We start from the raw sequence: 19,665 nt of genomic DNA, 5'->3' as shown, positions 1-19,665 counted from the left end.
TTTTGCGCGCACTCAGCTTATGGCTTGTTAAAAAGGCTTTCTTCGGCCTGCACCAACGCAAAGCGTGGCACCTGTTCGCCGTCAACTTCGACAGACTCCAGGAACATGCTCAAGGGACGCACCCAAAAGCCGTAATCGCCATACAGGGCTTGGTAGAAGACCACTTCTTCTTCGGTTTCCGAATGCCGCGCAATGCTGAAAACGCGGTACTGCGGACCTTTGTAATGTTGGTAGAGCCCAGGTTGTATCGGCATGGTTTGGCCCTCACTCAAATTTTTTCAAAAAAAAAACAAAAATAAATCCGGAAAAACAAAAAACCGGGGCACTTGGCCCCGGCTTCCATCAACGAAACGATTAAACGCGTTCGAAGACGGTGGAGATGCCTTGGCCGAGACCAATGCACATGGTGGCTACCCCGAAGGTGCCGCCATTTTGCTTCATCACATTGAGCAAAGTGCCGGAGATACGCGCACCGGAGCAACCGAACGGGTGGCCCAGGGCGATCGCGCCGCCGTGCAGGTTAACCTTCTCGTTCATCTTGTCGAGCACTTTCAGATCTTTCAGCACTGGCAGGGCCTGTGCGGCGAAAGCTTCGTTAAGCTCAAAGAAGTCGATGTCGGAGATGCCGAGACCCGCGCGCTTCAGTGCTTTTTGTGTGGCCGGTACTGGACCATAGCCCATGATCGCCGGATCCACACCTGCCACTGCCATCGAACGAATCACCGCCAAAGGCTGAATGCCCAGGTCTTGTGCACGCTGCGCCGACATCACGATCATGCACGAAGCACCATCGGTGATCTGCGACGAAGTACCCGCTGTCACGGTGCCGCCCTTTGGATTGAATGCCGGCTTCAGAGCCGCCAGGCTTTCCAGGGTGGTTTCCGGACGAATGGTTTCGTCGTAGTCGAAGGTTTTCAGGAAACCGTTCTCGTCGTAGCCCTGCATCGGGATGATTTCGTCTTTGAACTTGCCTTCCAGGGTCGCCTTGTGGGCGAGTTGGTGGGAGCGCACGCCGAAAGCGTCCTGTTGTTCGCGAGTGATGCCGTGCATTTTGCCCAGCATTTCAGCGGTCAGGCCCATCATGCCCGAGGCTTTCGCCGCGTACAGGGACATGTGCGGGTTCGGATCGACACCGTGCATCATGCTCACGTGGCCCATGTGCTCGACGCCGCCGACAACGAACACGTCACCGTTGCCGGTCATGATCGCTTGCGCAGCGGTGTGCAGTGCGCTCATGGACGAGCCACACAGACGGCTGACGGTCTGGCCGGCCGAGGTGTGCGGGATCTGGGTCATCAGCGACGCCATGCGCGCGATGTTCCAGCCCTGCTCCAGGGTCTGGTTAACGCAGCCCCAGATCACGTCTTCGACTTCGCTCGGGTCAACCTTGACGTTGCGTTCCAGCAATTTGCTGATCAGGTGCGCCGACATGTCTTCGGCGCGGGTGTTGCGGTGCATGCCGCCCTTGGAGCGGCCCATCGGAGTACGACCGAAGTCGACAATCACGACGTCTCTAGGATTCAAGCTCATAAGTTCACTCTCACTCTAGTTGGGGGCGCTTAACCGAAGAAGCTCTGGCCGTTTTTGGCCATTTCGCGCAGCTTCGCGGTCGGGTGGTACAGCGCGCCCAAATCAGCGTACTGGTCAGCCAGGGCAACGAACTCTGCAACACCGAGCGAGTCGATGTAGCGCAGCGCACCGCCACGGAATGGAGGGAAACCAATACCGTAGACCAGACCCATGTCGGCTTCGGCAGCGGTTTCGACAATGCCGTCTTCCAGGCAACGCACGGTTTCCAGGCACAGCGGGATCATCATCCAGTTGATGATGTCTTCGTCGGTGACTTCGCGCTGCTCGTAAACGATCGGCTTGAGCACTTCCAGCACCGAAGGATCGGCGACTTTCTTCTGCTTGCCGCGCTTGTCGGTCTCGTAGGCGTAGAAGCCCTTGCCGTTCTTCTGGCCCAGGCGCTTGGCTTCGTAGAGCACGTCAACGGCCGAGCGACGGTCGTCCTTCATGCGATCCGGGAAGCCTTCAGCCATTACGTCACGACCGTGGTGGCCGGTGTCGATGCCGACCACGTCCATCAGGTACGCAGGGCCCATCGGCCAGCCGAATTTTTCCATGATCTTGTCGATGCGGACGAAGTCCACACCGGCGCTGACCAGCTTGGCGAAACCGCCGAAGTACGGGAACAGAACGCGGTTGACCAGGAAGCCCGGGCAGTCGTTGACGACGATCGGGTTCTTGCCCATTTTCTTGGCGTATGCAACGGTGGTGGCAACCGCCAGTTCGCTGGACTTCTCGCCACGGATCACTTCAACCAGCGGCATCATGTGCACCGGGTTGAAGAAGTGCATGCCGACGAAGTTTTCCGGACGCTTGAGAGCCTTGGCCAGCAAGGTGATGGAAATGGTCGAGGTGTTGGACGCGAGGATGGTGTCCTCTTTGACCTTGTCTTCGACTTCGGCCAGCACAGCTTGCTTGACCTTAGGGTTCTCGACGACCGCTTCAACCACCAGGTCCACGTGACCGAAATCGCCGTAGGACAAGGTAGGACGAATGCCGTTGAGCACTTCTGCCATTTTCGCAGCCGTCATGCGGCCCTTTTCAACGCGGCCAACCAGCAGTTTGGCGGCTTCGGCCAGACCCTGCTCGATACCGTGCTCGTTGATGTCCTTCATCAGGATCGGCGTGCCTTTGGAAGCCGACTGATAGGCGATACCGCCACCCATGATGCCAGCGCCCAATACGGCAGCCTGCTTCACGTCCTTGGCGATTTCGTCGTAGGCCTTGGCCTTTTTCTTCAGCTCCTGATCGTTCAGGAACAGACCGACCAGGCTCTGCGCGGCAGAGGTCTTGGCCAGTTTCACGAAACCGGCAGCTTCGATTTCCAGTGCCTTGTCGCGACCGAAGTTCGCGGCTTTCTGGATGGTCTTGATCGCTTCAACCGGCGCCGGGTAGTTCGGGCCGGCCTGACCAGCGACGAAACCTTTGGCAGTTTCGAAAGCCATCATTTGTTCGATGGCGTTCAGCTTGAGCTTTTCCAGCTTAGGCTGACGCTTGGCCTTGTAGTCGAACTCGCCGGAGATGGCGCGCTTGACCAGTTCCAGTGCAGCTTCTTGCAGCTTCTCAGGCGCCACGACCGCATCGACAGCGCCGACTTTCAGCGCGTCTTCAGCACGGTTTTCCTTGCCGGCGGCAATCCATTCGATGGCATTGTCGGCACCGATCAGGCGCGGCAGACGCACGGTACCGCCGAAGCCCGGGTAGATGCCCAGCTTGACTTCCGGCAGACCGATCTTGGCCAGGGTGGACATGACGCGGTAATCCGCGGCCAGGCACATTTCCAGACCGCCACCCAACGCGATGCCATTGATGGCAGCAACGGTCGGAACGTTGAGGTCTTCGAAATCGCTGAAAATCTTGTTGGCTTCGAGGTTGCCAGCAACAAGCTCTGCATCCGGCAGCTTGAAGTTGTCGACAAATTCGGTGATGTCGGCGCCGACGATGAACACGTCCTTGCCACTGCTGACGATCACGCCCTTGATCGAAGCATCTGCCTTGATGGTGTCCACGGCCTGACGCAGTTCGTTCAGGGTTAGACGGTTGAACTTGTTGACGGACTCACCCTTGAGGTCGAACTTCAGTTCGACAATGCCACTTTCAAGAGCCTTAACCGTGATGGCTTTACCTTCGTAAATCATCAACTGATCTCCACGATATGGAAGCTGAACAGTACACGTCGGACATAGGTAAACGGCTTGGCAGGGACGTTAAACGTCGATGCTACGCCCATTTACCCGACACACCCGCCAACGCGATAGTCGGGATTCTGTAGGAGCGGTCTGAAATACAAACGCTCAATTCATACGCCCGTTTGATTTGGGTACGTCACCTTCACGGAATTTCCGACAATTGTCAATCGCCCAAAACACGGGACGAAACACGACTTTCCAGTCATTTCCGTACTGCGAAGACCTTAAACACGCATGAGCATGCGAAATCATTCATAGGATCAATCATTAGAAAAGTCGCCCTAATTCCCTGCAGCCTGTGTTTAACAAGCTATGCTGGGGAACCAAAGGAAAAATGTGAACGCTGTTGGCGAATGCCCAGCGCAAGATCAGCCCACACCGTTTTACCGGCCTGCCTGGCCAATCCAGCCCGATGATTTTGTCGGGCTTTTTATTGCCTGATGATTTTTTACTGCTTACCCCTACAAGGAGCTGCCGCAGGCTGCTCCTACAGGTCAGGCTAGTGCTTTTAGGGTGGCGTCGATTTGTTGCAAAACCTCGGCTTCGCCCTTCTCGCCCCAATACAGGGCAATCATTTGTTTGTCCGCCTCGACTTTGTAGACATTGCCTGGCAATTTTTCGAAATGATTGAGCAGCGCCTGATCTTCACAGACTTCCTGCCACTGATTGACCCACACACCCGGTGATTTTTGCCAGTAGATCCAGCAAGCTGGCTGACGGCCACGACGCGGCCGATGGTACTGGGCGCAAGGGCTCGGCGGCTCCTGACTGAGCCAGTGCGGCCAGTCCTGGGGCGCCAATTGCATGGCCAGACCAATGCGCCTGGCCTCCATGCGCAGGGCGATACGCCCGCTCTGTACCCGCGACGGACGCAACCATGCCAGCGGACTTAGCACCACCAACAGGATTGACACCACTATCCAGACCGTCATATCTGTACTCCCGATTCTTGATGAGCGCATTCAGTCACTTTGAATCCAATGCGCTTGAAACCAGCCATACTTACCCATATTGCAATCCTCAGGAGGAGCACCTCATGCCCTACAACCATATTCTGGTCGCTGTAGATCTGACCGAAGAGTGCGACCCTGTGATTCACCGCGCTCGCGAACTGTCGGTGAGCAACGGTGCAACGTTGTCGCTGGTGCACATTGTCGAGCCCATGGCCATGGCCTTTGGTGGCGACGTGCCGATGGATCTGTCGCAACTGCAACAACAACAGTTCGATCAGGCCAAGGAGCGCCTTGACCGGTTAATCCTGAAGTACCCGGAGCTGTCCAGGGAGTACAGCCACCTGACCTACGGCCAGCCGCGCCAGGAGATTCACCATCTGGCCAAGGAACAGACCTGCGACCTGATCGTGGTGGGCAGCCATGGTCGCCACGGCCTTGCACTTCTGCTGGGCTCAACGGCCAATGACGTGCTGCATGGCGCGCCTTGCGATGTGCTGGCGGTACGCCTGCAAAACAAATCCTGACAATCGATCCTGTAGGAGCCGGCTTGCTGGCGATATAGGCGCCGCGGTTCAGCATGTGAACCGAGTCATCGCCTATCGCCAGCAAGCCGGCCCCTACAGTAGGTTGTGTTGCCAATGAAAAGCCCGGCCCTCATCACTGAGCGCCGGGCTTTTTTTTGTTACCGAATCAATCAGGCATCCAGCTCGGCCCAACGCTCGACCATTACCTCGAGCTCAGCCTGCAACTGCGCCAACTGAGCAATCACTGCCGCGGTTTCGGCCGCAGGGCGCAGGTAGAAACCCGCATCCGCCATTTGCGCTTCGACCGCAGCGATCTGTTGCTCCATCGCTTCGATCTCGCCCGGCAATGCTTCCAGCTCACGCTGCAACTTGTAGCTGAGCTTTTTCTTTGCAACCGGTGCTTCGACGGCTTCCGGCGCAGGCTCTGCCTTCACTACCGCAGAGTTCAAGTCGGCCTTGCCGGACTTGCTCTCGGTCACGCCCAGCAGACGCGGCGAACCGCCCTGACGCAGCCAGTCCTGATAGCCACCGACGTATTCGCGAACCTTGCCTTCACCTTCGAAGACCAGCGTGCTGGTGACCACGTTGTCGAGGAATGCCCGGTCGTGGCTGACCATCAGTACGGTGCCGTTGAAGGTCAGCAAGACCTCTTCGAGCAATTCCAGGGTTTCGACGTCGAGGTCGTTGGTCGGTTCGTCGAGGACCAGCAGGTTCGCCGGCTTGCTGAACAGTTTGGCCAGCAACAGACGGGCACGCTCACCACCGGACAGCGCCTTGACCGGCGTGCGGGCACGCTGCGGGCTGAACAGGAAGTCGCCGAGGTAGCTCAGCACGTGACGGCTCTGGCCGTCGATGTCGATGAAGTCGCGACCTTCGGCGACGTTGTCGATCACGGTCTTTTCCAGGTCCAGCTGATGGCGCAACTGGTCGAAGTAGGCAACGTCGATCCTGGTGCCCTCTTCCACCTTGCCGCTGGTCGGTTGCAGGCCGCTGAGCATCAGCTTCAGCAACGTGGTCTTGCCGGTACCGTTGGCGCCCAGCAGACCGATGCGGTCGCCGCGCTGCAACACCATCGAGAAATCCTTGATCAGGAACGGGCCGCCCGGGTGAGCGAAGCTCACGTTCTCGAGCACCATCACCTGCTTGCCGGACTTGTCAGCGGTATCCAGCTGGATGTTGGCCTTGCCGGTGCGCTCACGACGCTCGCTGCGTTCGACACGCAGGGCTTTCAGGGCACGGACACGACCTTCGTTACGGGTACGGCGGGCCTTGATGCCCTGGCGAATCCACACTTCTTCCTGGGCCAGACGCTTGTCGAACAGCGCGTTGGCCGTGGCTTCAGCAGCAAGTTCAGCTTCTTTATGCACGAGGAAACTGGCGTAGTCGCCGTTCCAGTCGATCAGGCCGCCGCGATCCAGTTCGAGGATGCGGGTCGCGAGGTTTTGCAGGAACGAACGGTCGTGCGTGATGAACAGCACGGCGCCCTGGAAATCCTTCAGCGCTTCTTCGAGCCAGGCGATGGCACCGATGTCCAGGTGGTTGGTCGGCTCGTCGAGCAGCAGCAGGTCCGGCTCGGAAACCAGGGCCTGAGCCAGCAGGACGCGGCGACGCCAGCCGCCGGACAATTCGGCGAGAGTCTTGTCGGCCGGCAGTTGCAGGCGGCTCAACGTGCTGTCGACCAGCGTTTGCAAGCGCCAGCCATCACGGGCTTCGAGGTCGTGCTGGACGTGCATCAACTTGTCCAGATCGGCATCGGTGACGATGTTCTGGCTCAGGTGGTGATATTCGGCGAGCAGCGCGCCGACGCCGTCCAGGCCTTCGGCCACCACGTCGAACACTGTCCGCTCGTCGGCCACCGGCAATTCTTGCGGCAATTCGCCAATCTTGAGGCCGGGTGCACGCCAAACGGAGCCGTCATCCGGCTTCTGGTCGCCCTTGACGAGCTTCATCATGCTGGACTTGCCAGTGCCGTTGCGGCCGATGATGCACACCCGCTCTCCACGGGCGATCTGCCAGGACACCTTGTCCAACAACGGCATAGCGCCGAAAGCAAGGGACACATCGCTGAATTTGAGCAGGGTCATGAGCTTCTCCAAAAACCGGGCGCGCATTCTACCTGACTTGAGGCTTCAGAAGGCCGGCTATTTCACTCTCGTAGCACTCTGAATGACAAATGTTGCGAACTGATGCAGACAGACCCGCAAAGCTTTCGCCGGCTGCTGGCAAAAGGCTAAGCTACAGATAATTCAGTGCGGGCCCGACCCGCACTTGTCATGTTTTCTCTGCCTGGACGTCTCATGCGCAGTCGCCTTTTCAATCTATTGTCCTGTTTTTTACTCACAGCCACTGCGATTCAATCCGCCCAGGCGGTGGACCTGTCCACCCAACGCCAGTATTACGATGAAGCCAAGCGTGCCTTGGCCAAGGGTGATACCGGGCCGTACTTCCGGTACAGCCAGGCGCTCGCCGATTATCCGCTGGAACCCTATCTGGCCTACGACGAACTGACCGCACGCCTGAAAACCGCAAGCAACGCCGAAATCGAGAAGTTCCTTGCCGAGCATGGCGACCTGCCACAAGCGAACTGGATGAAACTGCGCTGGTTACGCTGGCTGGCCGACCGCGGCGACTGGGCGACCTTCGTCAAGTACTACGATCCGAAAATGAATTTCACCGAACTGGATTGCCTGAACGCGCAATACCAGATCAGCCACAATCTCAAATCCGAAGGTTACGCCAACGCCAACAAGCTCTGGCTGACGGGCAAATCCCAGCCGGAAGCCTGTGACTCGCTGTTCAGCATGTGGGCCGCCGAGGGGCAACTGACCGAGCAAAAACGCTGGGAACGCGTCAAGCTTGCCGCCCAGGCGCGCAACTATCCGCTGGCCAACAGCCTGGTCAACGGCCTCTCCACCCTCACCCCACGCGGTCGCTTGCTGATCGACGTGGCGCAGAAACCGGAACTGCTCAACCAGCCATCGCGATTCACGCCAGCCGATGAAGCCATGGCCGACGTGGTCAGCCTCGGCCTGCGTCGCCTGGCCCGTCAGGACCCGGACAAGGCGATGAACCTGCTCGACGGGTACGCCAGCAGCATGCATTTCTCTCGGGATGAAAAAGTCGCGATCGCCCGTGAAATAGGGTTGACCCTCGCCAAACGTTTCGACGGTCGCGCCCTGAACGTCATGACCAAGTACGACCCGGAACTGCGCGACAACACCGTGTCCGAATGGCGCTTGCGTCTGCTTCTGCGCCTGGCGCATTGGGACGATGCCTATCAATTGACCCGCCGCGTGCCACAAGAACTGGCCACTACCAATCGCTGGCGCTACTGGCAGGCCCGCAGCCTGGAACTGGCGCAACCGCAGAACCCGGAAGCCCAGACCCTCTATCGGGCCGTGGCTCGCGAGCGTGACTTCTATGGCTTCCTCGCTGCGGATCGCTCGCAGTCCCCGTACTCGCTGAACAACAAACCGCTGGTGATGAGCCAGGCACTGATCAACAAAGTGCGTAATACCCCCGGTATACGTCGCGCCCTGGAGTTCCACGCTCGCGGGCAAGTCGTCGACGGTCGCCGCGAGTGGTACCACGTCAGCCGCCACTTCAGCCGTGATGAGATGGTTGCCCAGGCGAAACTGGCTTACGACCTGAAATGGTATTTCCCGGCCATTCGCACCATCAGCCAGGCGCAATACTGGGACGATCTGGATATCCGTTTCCCGATGGCCCACCGCAACACGCTGGTGCGTGAAGCGAAGAGTCGCGGCCTGCATCCGAGCTGGGCGTTCGCCATCACTCGCCAGGAAAGCGCCTTCATGGAAGATGCCCGCTCCGGGGTCGGCGCCTCGGGCCTGATGCAACTGATGCCCGCCACCGCCAAGGAAACCGCCCGCAAGTTCAGCATTCCCTACAGCTCGCCACAGCAACTGTTCAACCCGGACAAGAACATCCAGCTCGGCGCCGCGTACCTGAGCCAGGTGCACAGCCAGTTCAACGGCAACCGCGTCCTCGCCTCCGCCGCCTACAACGCCGGCCCGGGCCGCGTGCGCCAATGGCTGCGCGGGGCCGATCACTTGAGTTTCGACGTGTGGGTGGAAAGCATCCCGTTCGACGAAACCCGTCAGTACGTGCAAAACGTGCTGTCGTATTCGGTGATCTATGGTGAGAAGCTCAACTTGCCGCAACCGATCGTGGATTGGCACGAGCGGTATTTTGATGATCAATAATCGGTAATGCCGGTTACAAAAAATGCCCACATCAATCGATGTGGGCATTTTTTATTGGATGGCAATGAAGTGAAGATCAAAAGATCGCAGCCTCGTTTCTCTCGACAGCTCCTACAGGTGGAGATCCAATTCTGTCTTATCGTTGTTGAACTGCAACGCCGCCAACCGCGCATACAGCGCATTACTGGCGATGAGCTCCTGATGCGTGCCCACCGCCACCAGTTTTCCTTGATCCATCACTGCAATGCGGTCGGCGTTTTTTACCGTGGCCAGGCGATGGGCGATGACCAGGGTGGTGCGGTTTTTCATCAGGCTTGGCAAGGCTTGCTGGATCAGGTGTTCGCTCTGGGCATCGAGGGCGCTGGTGGCTTCATCGAGCAACAGAATGGGTGCATCGACCAACAGCGCCCGTGCGATGGCGAGTCGTTGGCGCTGGCCGCCGGACAAACCGAGCCCGCCATCACCCAGGTGGGTCTGATAACCGTTGGGCATGGCCTCGATAAAGTCGTGCGCATAGGCAATTTTTGCCGCGTTCTGAACCTCGGCCAAGGTTGCCGACGGGTTGCCGTAGCGGATGTTCTCTTCGATGCTGCCGAAAAACAGCGCCGGGGTTTGCGAGACCAAGGCGAAACAACGACGCAAGTCCAATGGATCAAGCTGTGTGAGGGGCACGCCATCGAGCAAAATACGCCCGTGAGCCGGGTCGTAAAAACGCAGCAGCAGGTCATACACCGTCGATTTGCCGGCACCGGACGGCCCGACCAAAGCAAGGGTTTCACCGGCGTTGATCGTCAGACTCAAGCCATCGACGGCATAACTTTCGGGTCGCGACGGGTAGGAAAAACGCACATCCTGCAGGATCAAGTCGCCCTTCACGCGCTCGGGCAAGCTCACCAGATCGGTCGCTGGTGGCTGGATGATGTTTTCCGAGCGCAGCAACTCGGCAATCCGCTCCGCCGCCCCGGCCGCGCGCTGTAACTCGCCGATCACTTCACTCAAGGTACCGAACGCGCTGCCGACGATCAGGCTGTAAAAGACAAACGCCGCCAGCTCACCCGCCGAAATTCGCCCGGCAATGACATCCATGCCACCCACCCAGAGCATCACCCCGACCGCGCCCAGTACCAACACAATCACCAGGGTGATCAGCCAGGCCCGCTGAAAAATGCGTTTACGTGCCGTGTCGAATGCCTCTTCCACAGTCACGGCGAAACGACGTTCGTCCTGAGCCTGATGGTTATAGGCCTGTACGGTTTTGATCTGACCGAGGGTTTCGGAAACATAGCTGCCGATGTCGGCAATCCGATCCTGACTCAGTCGCGACAGATTGCGCACGCGGCGACCGAAAATCAGGATCGGCGCGATCACCAATGGCAAGGTCACCACCACGATACTGGTGAGTTTGGGGTTGGTGATAAACAGCAGAACGATCCCGCCGATGACCATCAACAGATTGCGCAAAAACAGCGACAGTGAAGAACCGATGACCGATTGCAGCAGCGTGGTATCGGCGGTCAATCGTGACTGGATCTCGGAGCTGCGGTTGTCTTCGTAGAACCCCGGATGCAGGTAAATCAGATGGTTGAACACCTGCCGACGAATGTCGGCGACACAGCGCTCGCCGATCCACGACACCAGGTAAAAACGCGCAAACGTGCCGACCGCCAGCCCCATCACCAAGAGCATGAACAAACCGATGGACTGGTTGAGCAGATGTGGTGACTGGGTCATGAACCCTTGATCCACCAACAATCGAATGCCCTGCCCCATGGACAGGGTGATGCCCGCGGTCACGATCAATGCGAGCAACGCACCGAACGCGTGCCATCGATACGGCACGATGAAACGACTGGCCAGGCGAATTGCACGGCGGTGACGGGCAGAGAGCATCGCAATCATCCAGAACATTGAGTCAAGGGTTTCAGCCTACACCGCGCCATTGAAAGCGCTGCGTAAATCACAATGAGTGAGGTTAATTATGTCGACAGCGACTAGAGCCTAGATGCTATTGGTCTAAAGTTCGGGTAGCCATCCGAGGGCATTTCTGGTGGACTGGCTCTACCGTCCGGAAGATCGTCGCAGGTTGTCACAGCCCGGTCACCTGGCGGTTCTACAGTCACTAAACAACCTGATGAGGAGACAGGCCATGTCCTTGCAAAACAGCAGCGATGACAAGATTCAAGTGATCCGCACGCAGCCAGACCAGTCCCTGGGTTGCTCGATTATTGATGAAAATGGCCGCGAAGTACCGATCACTGAAGAAATGATCCAGCAAGCATGCAGCGAACTGGAAAAGCGATTGGTCAAGCCTGCCGAACAACAGTGATATAGCCACCGTCTTCTTGGCCCGGCCCTAGTTGGCCGGGTTTTTTATGTCTTTTACTCAGGACTGTGGCGCCCTTCGCAAGCCTGCTCGCGAAGGGCGCCACCACGGTCGATCAGATTGCCGTTGCCCCCAACGCCGCCACAATCCGCTGCAACACCGGCGCATCCCCTTCGATCCGCACCTGTAATCCATCGATCTCACGGCGCGACGGATAATTCTTGCGCAGCCTATCGAACGCCGCACGCTGCTCGGTGACACTGCCTACAAGGCTGCGGCGGAAATCTGCATCGTCGCGGCGCGGGTCGTACACGCCACGGCACAGCATCGCCAACGTCCAGGCCGGATCGCTTTGTGCATTCAAGGTCACGTGTGACAACCACGGTGCCGGCAGCAAATCACTCAAGCTGACCTGGGCCGGTTGCCCGAGGAAGTCGCAATACGCCTGGTAGATCTGCGCCGTGCCACGTTGCTTGCCATCGAGGCTGTAACCGGCAATGTGCGGCGTCGCCAGCACACACAGTTCGGCCAGCGCGACATCGACCTCGGGCTCGCCTTCCCAGACATCGAGCACCGCTTGCAGGTCTTCGCGCTCCAGCAACACATCGCGCAAGGCGGAGTTGTGCACCACCGGACCGCGACTGGCGTTGATCAGCCATGCACCCTGGCGGAGTCGCTTCAAACGTTCTTCATCGAACAGATGCCAGGTCGATTGCGAGCCTTGCTTGGTCAATGGCGTATGCAGGCTGATCACATCGCATTCGGCGACGATCTGTTCCAGGCTGACAAAATCGCCGCCTTCCGCAGCTTGCCGAGGCGGGTCGCAGACCAGCACTTTCCAGCCAAGACCTAGCAGGACCTTGACCAGTCGCCCGCCCACCTCACCGGCGCCGACCACGCCATAAGTACGCTGGGTCAGGTCGACGCCTTCGATTTCGGCCAGGGTCAGCAGGCTGCCGAGCACGTAGTCAACCACACCGCGGGCATTGCACCCCGGGGCGCTGGACCACGTGATGCCGGCCTGATCAAAGTACTTCAGATCCAGATGATCGGTGCCAATGGTGCATGTGCCGACAAAACGCACCTTGCTGCCTTCCAGTAACGCGCGGTTGACGTTGGTCACCGAACGCACCAGCAGCACATCGGCCTGCTCGACGGTAGCGCGGTCGATCGAACGCCCCGGCACTCGGCGGATTTCACCGAAACCTTCAAAAAACGCATCGAGCAGGGGGATATTTTCGTCGGCAACAATCAGCATGGCAGGCTCCTTTGGCGGACCGGCAGTGTAGGCGTAGATGGCCATACTGAGCCAGTGAGCATTGCACATCCCTCGCCACAGAAACCGGGTTTACAAATCCGCAACACAGGTCTTTTCCTGACCGCCGCGTCAACGCGTAGAATGCGCGCCTGTGCATCAACACTTTTTGGACGTTTCGCCATTGAATCCTGCAACTCAAAACACCATCACCCTTGATACCCCGCGCACGACGCCCGTACGCATGGAGCTCAAAGGCCTGCTCAACCTGGCTCTGCCGATCATGATTGCGCAACTGGCCACCACGGCCATGGGCTTCGTCGATGCCGTGATGGCCGGCCGCGTCAGCCCGCGGGACCTTGCTTCGGTGGCGCTGGGCAACTCGATCTGGATTCCGGTCTACCTGTTGATGTCTGGCGTTCTGCTGGCCACTACACCCAAGGTCGCGCAACGCTTTGGCGCCGGTCACCTTGACGAGATCGGCCCACTGGTGCGCCAGGCATTGTGGCTCGCCCTGTGTGTCGGTTTGATCGGCAGCGGCCTGCTGCTCGCCGCCGAACCGATCCTGCACTGGATGAAAGTCGATCCGCAGTTGATCGAACCGAGCATGGGTTACCTGCACGGGATCGCCTTTGGCTTGCCGGGCATGGCGTTCTATTACGTATTGCGCTGCTACAGCGATGGCATGGGTCGAACCCGCCCGAGCATGGTCATTGGCTTGTGCGGGCTATTGCTGAACATCCCGCTGAACTACACCTTGATCTATGGCCATTTCGGTGCACCGGCCCTGGGTGGCGTCGGGTGCGGCTGGGCCAGTGGCATCGTGATGTGGTTCATGGCGTTGAGCATGGCGGCTTGGACCTTCTGGGCTCCTTTTTATGCACGCACGCGTGTGCTGGTGCGCTTCGACCGTCCGAAGTGGGCCGTGATCAAGCGCTTGATCAGCATTGGCCTGCCGATCGGTATTGCAGTCTTCGCCGAGTCCAGCATCTTCGCGGTCATCGCCCTGCTGATCGGCAGCCTCGGCTCGACCGTGGTGGCCGGGCATCAAATTGCCCTGAACATCAGCTCGCTGCTGTTCATGATTCCTTACTCGCTGGGCATGGCGGTGACCGTGCGGGTCGGTCAGGCACTGGGGGCCGGAAATCCGTATCAGGCGCGCTTCGCAGCGAAAGTCGGGCTCGGCGCGGCACTGGTGTTCGCGGCCTTCTCGGCGGCCCTGATTCTGCTCCTGCGCGAACAAATCGCCTCGATCTACACGCCTGACAGGGCCGTGATCCAGATTGCGTCGATGTTGATTGTATATGCCGCGCTGTACCAGTTTTCCGATGCCATCCAGGTGATTTGCGCGGGCGCGCTACGTGGCTATCAGGACACTCGGGTAACGATGATCCTGACACTGTTCGCGTATTGGGGCATCGGCCTGCCAGTCGGCTACGTGCTGGGGCTGACCGATTTGTTCGGTCCGGCGAGTGGCCCGAACGGGCTGTGGGAAGGGTTGATTGCCGGCCTGAGTTGCGCGGCGCTGATGCTGTCGATTCGACTGACGCGCAGTGCACGCAAACGAATTCGACTTAGCCACTCGGCGGGGTGATCGCACAGACAAAAAGACCTGCTTTCGCAGGTCTTTTTTTGTTTGCGTCAAACGGACTTCTTGCGGATCCAGTACAGATAGGTGCCCGCCTCTTCGTGCTGCCCCACCAGTTCATGGTCGAGAAACACGCAGAACTTGGGAATGTCGCGACGGGTCGACGGGTCAGTGGCGATTACCTTGAGCAGACCGCCAGGCACCAGGTCACGGATGTGCTGGTGCAGCATCATCACCGGTTCCGGGCAGTTGAGACCGGTGGCATCGAGGGTGCCGTCTACCGGCGTATCAAGCATTTCACTCATGATTCACTCCTGAAACTGGCCGACATTGTCGCGCATTGCCGGGTACTCGGTCATCTCTGGCGTAACGCCAGCTTTTGTGGGAGCCGGCTTGCCAGCGAAGGCGTACTGTCAGGCACCACGCTGTCAAATGTGCCGCCTTCGCCAGCAAGCCGGCTCCTACAGATCATTCATCGTCCGTCGACTCATCGTTGAACGGAACTTCACCTTCTTCTGTAGGAGCTGGCTTGCCAGCGAAGGCGTTCTGTCAGGCACCGCCCTGTCAAATGTGCCGCCGCCTTCGCCAGCAAGCCGGCTCCTACAGGTTATGCATTGTCCGTCGACTCATCGTTGAACGGAACTTCACCTTCTTCTGTAGGAGCTGGCTTGCCAGCGAAGGCGTACTGTCAGGTACGCCCTGCCAAATGTGCCGCCGCCTTCGCCAGCAAGCCGGCTCCTACAGGTTATGCATTGTCCGTCGACTCATCGTTCAGCGGGATTTCGGTTTCTTCACATCCAGCCGGCGCAGGTGACAGGTCACTTCTTCGCGGTCGTGGTACAGCTGCTTGCAACCGATCTCGACCCGAATGCCCCGCGCCTTGAAGCCGTCGGCAATCCGCTCCAGCAAGCGTTTGACCTCGGCATAGCGCTGCTTCATCGGCAGCTTGAGGTTGACCACCGCTTCGCGGCAATGCCCGTCGCCGATCCACTCTTCGAGCATGGCGGCGTTGCGCGCCGGTTTCTCGACGATGTCGCAGACCATCCAGTCCACCGGCTGCTTGGGCTTGAAGGTGAAACCGTCGGCCATCAAGTGCTGTACAAGGCCGGTGTCCATCAGGCTTTCGGCCATCGGACCGTTATCAATGGCAGTGACCAGCATGCCGCGGTTGACCAATTGCCAGGTCCAGCCACCCGGCGCAGCACCGAGGTCGACGCCCGTCATGTCACCGTGCAGGCGCTCGTCCCACTGGTCACGCGGGATGAAGTGGTGCCACGCCTCTTCCAGCTTGAGCGTCGAACGGCTCGGCGCCTCGCGAGGAAACTTCAAACGGGGAATGCCCATCGGCCACATCGCCGAGTTGTTCGACTCCGCCAGCCCCATGAACACTTCACGACCGCTTTTGAACGTCAGCAACAAACGCGGCTTGTGTGCGTCTTCCACCAGTTTGCCGGCGGCCATCAGCGCTTTGCGCAAGTGCACTTCGAATTTTTTGCAGAAGTTCGACAGCTCTTTGCCATCGTTGGTGTCGACCATCTCCAGCCACAGGCTGCCGCACAGCGGAAAGTCGGCCATGTGCGCGAGGATCACGCTGATACGGTCGGTTTCCGGCAGATCGATGAAAATTCCCCGGGCCCACTGGCGCGGGAAGATCAGATCGGCGAAACGCTGACCACGCATCAGGCGCTCGGCACCGTCTTCTTCGGTGCAGACAAATTCGGCGCAGGCGCTGGCAGTCTTGGCCTTGGCATAACCGGCCACGTTCAAACGCGCGGCGAGGTCGGAAATCTCGGAACAGACTTCACCTTCGAAGCCTGGTCGGCAATGCATAAAAAGGGTGTTCATTCTTACTCCTGGGCAATGGCGACCAATTTCAGCCACTGCGCGATGCCCAGACTTGCTCTAAAGCAAAGCCTGTCACGAAAACCCGCGCATGATAGCCGAGTTCGGAACCTTGAACTTGCCCATAGAGTCCAGTTATTAGCCAGCTACTGAAAACAGGACTAGGTTTAAGGCTCTGCCCGTCCCCTCAGTCCGTAACCGTGCGGACTCACAGGAGTGATCGTAATGCTGTCCCTCAATAGCCTGAACGCTCTGAAAGAACTGCAAGTCGACACCAAGACCTACCACTATTTCAGCCTGCCGGAAGCCGCCAAGACCCTGGGCGATCTGGACAAGTTGCCGATGTCGCTGAAGGTGCTGCTGGAAAACCTGCTGCGCTGGGAGGACGAAAAGACCGTCACCGGCGCCGACCTCAAGGCGATTGCCGCATGGCTCAAGGAGCGTCGCTCGGATCGCGAAATCCAGTACCGCCCGGCGCGGGTCCTGATGCAAGACTTCACCGGCGTGCCCGCCGTGGTCGACCTGGCCGCCATGCGCGCGGCGATGGCCAAGGCCGGTGGCGATCCGCAACGCATCAACCCGCTCTCCCCCGTCGACCTGGTGATCGACCACTCGGTGATGGTCGACAAATTTGCGACCAGCAGCGCCTTCGAGCAGAACGTCGACATCGAGATGCAACGCAACGGCGAACGCTATGCCTTTCTGCGCTGGGGCCAAAGTGCTTTCGATAACTTCAGCGTGGTGCCGCCGGGCACCGGGATCTGCCATCAGGTGAACCTGGAATACCTGGGGCGCACGGTGTGGACCAAAGATGAAGACGGTCGCACCTATGCCTTCCCCGACACCCTGGTCGGCACCGATTCCCACACCACCATGATCAACGGTCTCGGCGTCCTCGGCTGGGGTGTCGGCGGTATCGAGGCGGAAGCGGCGATGCTGGGGCAACCGGTGTCGATGCTGATACCCGAAGTGATCGGTTTCAAACTGACTGGCAAACTCAAGGAAGGCATCACCGCCACTGACCTTGTGCTGACAGTGACGCAGATGCTGCGCAAAAAAGGCGTGGTGGGGAAATTCGTAGAATTCTATGGTGACGGCCTCGCCGACCTGCCATTGGCCGACCGCGCGACCATCGCCAACATGGCCCCGGAATACGGCGCCACCTGCGGCTTCTTTCCGGTGGACGAGGTGACGCTGGACTACCTGCGCCTGTCCGGCCGCCCCGCCGAGACCGTAAAACTGGTTGAGGCGTACAGCAAGGCTCAGGGTTTGTGGCGCCTTCCGGGCCAGGAACCGGTGTTCACCGACAGCCTGGCGCTGGACATGACCAGCGTCGAAGCCTGCCTGGCAGGACCGAAACGTCCACAGGACCGCGTTTCACTGCCCAACGTTGCGCAAGCGTTCAGCGACTTCACTGACCTGCAGTTCAAGCCCACCAGCAAGGAAGAAGGCCGACTCGAAAGCGAGGGCGGTGGCGGTGTCGCCGTCGGCAACGCCGATCTGGCCGGTGAAGCGGATTACCACTACGAAGGCCAGACCTATCGCCTGAAAAACGGCGCCGTGGTCATCGCCGCGATCACGTCCTGCACCAACACCTCAAACCCGAGCGTGATGATGGCCGCCGGGTTGGTGGCAAAGAAGGCCGTGGAAAAAGGCCTCAAGCGCAAGCCATGGGTGAAAAGCTCACTGGCGCCCGGCTCGAAAGTCGTCACCGACTACTACAAAGCGGCAGGCCTGACGCACTACCTTGATGAGCTGGGTTTTGCCTTGGTCGGTTACGGCTGTACCACGTGCATCGGCAACTCGGGACCGTTATCGGAGCCGATCGAAAAAGCTATCCAGCAAGCCGACCTGACCGTGGCATCGGTGCTGTCGGGCAACCGCAACTTCGAAGGGCGCGTGCATCCATTGGTCAAAACCAACTGGCTGGCCTCCCCGCCCTTGGTGGTGGCCTACGCCTTGGCCGGGACGGTACGGATCGACATCAGCCGCGAACCCTTGGGCGAAGACAAGGACGGCAACCCGGTTTATCTGCGGGACATCTGGCCAAGCAGCAAGGAAATCGCTGACGCGGTGAACCAGGTCAACACGGCCATGTTCCACAAGGAATACGCCGAAGTGTTTGCCGGTGACGAACAGTGGCAAGCGATCAAAGTCCCGCAAGCGGCGACCTATGTCTGGCAGGACGATTCGACCTACATCCAGCATCCTCCGTTCTTCGATGACATTGCTGGCCCGCCGCCCGTGGTCAAGGATGTCTCTGGTGCACGGATCCTCGCGCTGCTCGGCGACTCGGTGACCACCGATCACATTTCCCCGGCCGGCAACATCAAGGCCGACAGCCCGGCAGGGCAATATCTGCGTGACAAGGGCGTGGAGCCACGGGACTTCAACTCTTATGGCTCGCGTCGTGGCAACCATGAAGTGATGATGCGCGGCACCTTCGCCAACATCCGCATTCACAACGAAATGCTTGGCGGCGAAGAAGGCGGCAACACGTTCTACATCCCGACCATGGAAAAGATGCCGATCTACGACGCGGCCATGCGTTATCAGGCTGCGGGCACACCGTTGGTGGTGATCGCCGGCCAGGAATACGGCACCGGTTCAAGCCGCGACTGGGCTGCCAAGGGCACCAATCTGCTGGGTGTAAAAGCCGTCATCGCCGAGAGTTTCGAACGGATCCACCGCTCCAACCTGGTGGGAATGGGTGTGCTGCCCTTGCAGTTCAAGCTGGATCAAAACCGCCAGAGCCTGAAACTGACCGGCCGGGAAACGCTGGACATCCTCGGTTTGACCGGCGTCGAACTGACGCCGCGGATGAATCTGACACTGGAAATCACCCGCGAGAATGGCACCCGCGAGCGAATCGAAGTGTTGTGCCGGATTGATACATTGAATGAAGTGGAATACTTCAAGTCAGGAGGGATTCTGCATTATGTGTTGCGGCAGTTGATTGCGTCGTAATCCACAGTTGTTAAAAACACCGCCCGAGGGCGGTGTTTTTGTTTGGACGCTACCCCGTACAATCGCGCCTTTATGTTCACGAACATAATCCCTGCAAAGACTTAGGGATGGTCTGAAGTAGTCACGCTTTTCTGGCTGACTTCAGCCTCCGCTGATTTTGAAAACGGCGAATCGACCAAAACGATCAGATCATCCGCTTATTTCTGAGCTTTTAGCCGCCGCGAGCACC

The 19,665-nt window shown here is 59.0% G+C and carries 14 protein-coding genes; 5 read left to right on the top strand and 9 right to left on the bottom strand.

All coding sequences use genetic code 11. The features are described 5' to 3' along the window. Nucleotides 1-17: 17 nt before the first annotated feature. The 4 genes from CKW15_RS05645 to CKW15_RS05630 all read right to left on the bottom strand — a co-directional run bounded on the left by CKW15_RS05645 (nt 18) and on the right by CKW15_RS05630 (nt 4,690). The gene (locus CKW15_RS05645) at nt 18-254 is read right to left on the bottom strand and encodes a DUF1653 domain-containing protein (RefSeq protein WP_095059434.1); all 237 of its coding nucleotides are present in this window, start codon (nt 252-254) and stop codon (nt 18-20) included. 100 nt (nt 255-354) lie between these two features. Continuing rightward, nucleotides 355-1,530: an acetyl-CoA C-acyltransferase FadA gene (gene fadA / locus CKW15_RS05640; RefSeq protein WP_095059433.1), complete on the bottom strand. Its 1,176-nt coding sequence runs from the start codon at nt 1,528-1,530 to the stop codon at nt 355-357. 29 nt (nt 1,531-1,559) lie between these two features. Beyond that, on the bottom strand, nt 1,560-3,707 hold the full coding sequence (gene fadB, locus CKW15_RS05635; RefSeq protein WP_095059432.1) for a fatty acid oxidation complex subunit alpha FadB: 2,148 nt from the start codon (nt 3,705-3,707) through the stop codon (nt 1,560-1,562). Between the two features lie 545 nt (nt 3,708-4,252). Further along, nucleotides 4,253-4,690, bottom strand: coding sequence for a hypothetical protein (locus CKW15_RS05630; protein ID WP_095059431.1), 438 nt, complete (start codon nt 4,688-4,690; stop codon nt 4,253-4,255). 104 nt (nt 4,691-4,794) lie between these two features. Here CKW15_RS05630 and CKW15_RS05625 point away from each other — a divergent pair, with 104 nt between their 5' ends. Further along, nucleotides 4,795-5,235 (top strand): universal stress protein, encoded by a 441-nt coding sequence (locus tag CKW15_RS05625; protein WP_095059430.1) that lies wholly within the window; start codon nt 4,795-4,797, stop codon nt 5,233-5,235. 170 nt (nt 5,236-5,405) lie between these two features. Here CKW15_RS05625 and CKW15_RS05620 read toward each other — a convergent pair whose 3' ends face one another. Beyond that, nucleotides 5,406-7,319 (bottom strand): ATP-binding cassette domain-containing protein, encoded by a 1,914-nt coding sequence (locus CKW15_RS05620; RefSeq protein WP_095151793.1) that lies wholly within the window; start codon nt 7,317-7,319, stop codon nt 5,406-5,408. Nucleotides 7,320-7,532: 213 nt separating this feature from the next. Between CKW15_RS05620 and CKW15_RS05615 the strand changes: the two genes are divergently transcribed. Then, nucleotides 7,533-9,461, top strand: coding sequence for a transglycosylase SLT domain-containing protein (locus tag CKW15_RS05615; protein ID WP_095059428.1), 1,929 nt, complete (start codon nt 7,533-7,535; stop codon nt 9,459-9,461). Between the two features lie 111 nt (nt 9,462-9,572). Here the strand turns inward: CKW15_RS05615 and CKW15_RS05610 are convergent, their stop codons facing one another. Further along, on the bottom strand, nt 9,573-11,360 hold the full coding sequence (locus tag CKW15_RS05610; RefSeq protein WP_177408838.1) for an ABC transporter transmembrane domain-containing protein: 1,788 nt from the start codon (nt 11,358-11,360) through the stop codon (nt 9,573-9,575). Between the two features lie 247 nt (nt 11,361-11,607). Between CKW15_RS05610 and CKW15_RS05605 the strand changes: the two genes are divergently transcribed. Then, a complete protein-coding gene (locus tag CKW15_RS05605) occupies nt 11,608-11,787 on the top strand; it encodes a PA1571 family protein (RefSeq protein WP_095059427.1) in 180 nt (59 codons plus the stop codon). Nucleotides 11,788-11,899: 112 nt separating this feature from the next. Here CKW15_RS05605 and pdxB read toward each other — a convergent pair whose 3' ends face one another. After that, on the bottom strand, nt 11,900-13,042 hold the full coding sequence (pdxB, locus tag CKW15_RS05600) for a 4-phosphoerythronate dehydrogenase PdxB (RefSeq protein ID WP_095151792.1): 1,143 nt from the start codon (nt 13,040-13,042) through the stop codon (nt 11,900-11,902). A gap of 241 nt (nt 13,043-13,283) precedes the next feature. Here pdxB and CKW15_RS05595 point away from each other — a divergent pair, with 241 nt between their 5' ends. Beyond that, nucleotides 13,284-14,633, top strand: a complete 1,350-nt coding sequence (locus tag CKW15_RS05595) for an MATE family efflux transporter (protein WP_095151791.1) — start codon at nt 13,284-13,286, stop codon at nt 14,631-14,633. A gap of 47 nt (nt 14,634-14,680) precedes the next feature. Here the strand turns inward: CKW15_RS05595 and tusA are convergent, their stop codons facing one another. Together tusA and rlmM are read right to left on the bottom strand one after the other, a co-directional pair. Beyond that, nucleotides 14,681-14,932, bottom strand: a complete 252-nt coding sequence (gene tusA / locus CKW15_RS05590; RefSeq protein ID WP_095059424.1) for a sulfurtransferase TusA — start codon at nt 14,930-14,932, stop codon at nt 14,681-14,683. Nucleotides 14,933-15,398: 466 nt separating this feature from the next. Then, entirely contained in the window at nt 15,399-16,472 is a 1,074-nt protein-coding gene (rlmM, locus tag CKW15_RS05585) for a 23S rRNA (cytidine(2498)-2'-O)-methyltransferase RlmM (protein ID WP_095059423.1), read from the bottom strand. Nucleotides 16,473-16,694: 222 nt separating this feature from the next. Here rlmM and acnA point away from each other — a divergent pair, with 222 nt between their 5' ends. Beyond that, nucleotides 16,695-19,436 (top strand): aconitate hydratase AcnA, encoded by a 2,742-nt coding sequence (acnA, locus tag CKW15_RS05580; protein WP_095151790.1) that lies wholly within the window; start codon nt 16,695-16,697, stop codon nt 19,434-19,436. Nucleotides 19,437-19,665: the final 229 nt, after the last annotated feature.

The organism is Pseudomonas sp. Irchel s3b5, from assembly GCF_900187435.1.
Taxonomy (GTDB): domain Bacteria; phylum Pseudomonadota; class Gammaproteobacteria; order Pseudomonadales; family Pseudomonadaceae; genus Aquipseudomonas.
Note: the sequence above shows the minus strand (reverse complement) of the source record. Positions and strands in the feature narration are given on the sequence as shown.

What these genes read in the sequence shown, in the direction of transcription:
- rlmM (WP_095059423.1), bottom strand. Translation starts at nt 16,472, where the DNA reads ATGAACACCCTTTTTATGCATTGCCGACCAGGCTTCGAAGGTGAAGTC.
- CKW15_RS05620 (WP_095151793.1), bottom strand. Translation starts at nt 7,319, where the DNA reads ATGACCCTGCTCAAATTCAGCGATGTGTCCCTTGCTTTCGGCGCTATG.
- fadA (WP_095059433.1), bottom strand. Translation starts at nt 1,530, where the DNA reads ATGAGCTTGAATCCTAGAGACGTCGTGATTGTCGACTTCGGTCGTACT.
- CKW15_RS05615 (WP_095059428.1), top strand. Translation starts at nt 7,533, where the DNA reads ATGCGCAGTCGCCTTTTCAATCTATTGTCCTGTTTTTTACTCACAGCC.
- CKW15_RS05605 (WP_095059427.1), top strand. Translation starts at nt 11,608, where the DNA reads ATGTCCTTGCAAAACAGCAGCGATGACAAGATTCAAGTGATCCGCACG.
- pdxB (WP_095151792.1), bottom strand. Translation starts at nt 13,042, where the DNA reads ATGCTGATTGTTGCCGACGAAAATATCCCCCTGCTCGATGCGTTTTTT.
- acnA (WP_095151790.1), top strand. Translation starts at nt 16,695, where the DNA reads ATGCTGTCCCTCAATAGCCTGAACGCTCTGAAAGAACTGCAAGTCGAC.
- CKW15_RS05630 (WP_095059431.1), bottom strand. Translation starts at nt 4,690, where the DNA reads ATGACGGTCTGGATAGTGGTGTCAATCCTGTTGGTGGTGCTAAGTCCG.
- CKW15_RS05625 (WP_095059430.1), top strand. Translation starts at nt 4,795, where the DNA reads ATGCCCTACAACCATATTCTGGTCGCTGTAGATCTGACCGAAGAGTGC.
- fadB (WP_095059432.1), bottom strand. Translation starts at nt 3,707, where the DNA reads ATGATTTACGAAGGTAAAGCCATCACGGTTAAGGCTCTTGAAAGTGGC.
- CKW15_RS05595 (WP_095151791.1), top strand. Translation starts at nt 13,284, where the DNA reads ATGGAGCTCAAAGGCCTGCTCAACCTGGCTCTGCCGATCATGATTGCG.
- CKW15_RS05645 (WP_095059434.1), bottom strand. Translation starts at nt 254, where the DNA reads ATGCCGATACAACCTGGGCTCTACCAACATTACAAAGGTCCGCAGTAC.
- CKW15_RS05610 (WP_177408838.1), bottom strand. Translation starts at nt 11,360, where the DNA reads ATGATTGCGATGCTCTCTGCCCGTCACCGCCGTGCAATTCGCCTGGCC.
- tusA (WP_095059424.1), bottom strand. Translation starts at nt 14,932, where the DNA reads ATGAGTGAAATGCTTGATACGCCGGTAGACGGCACCCTCGATGCCACC.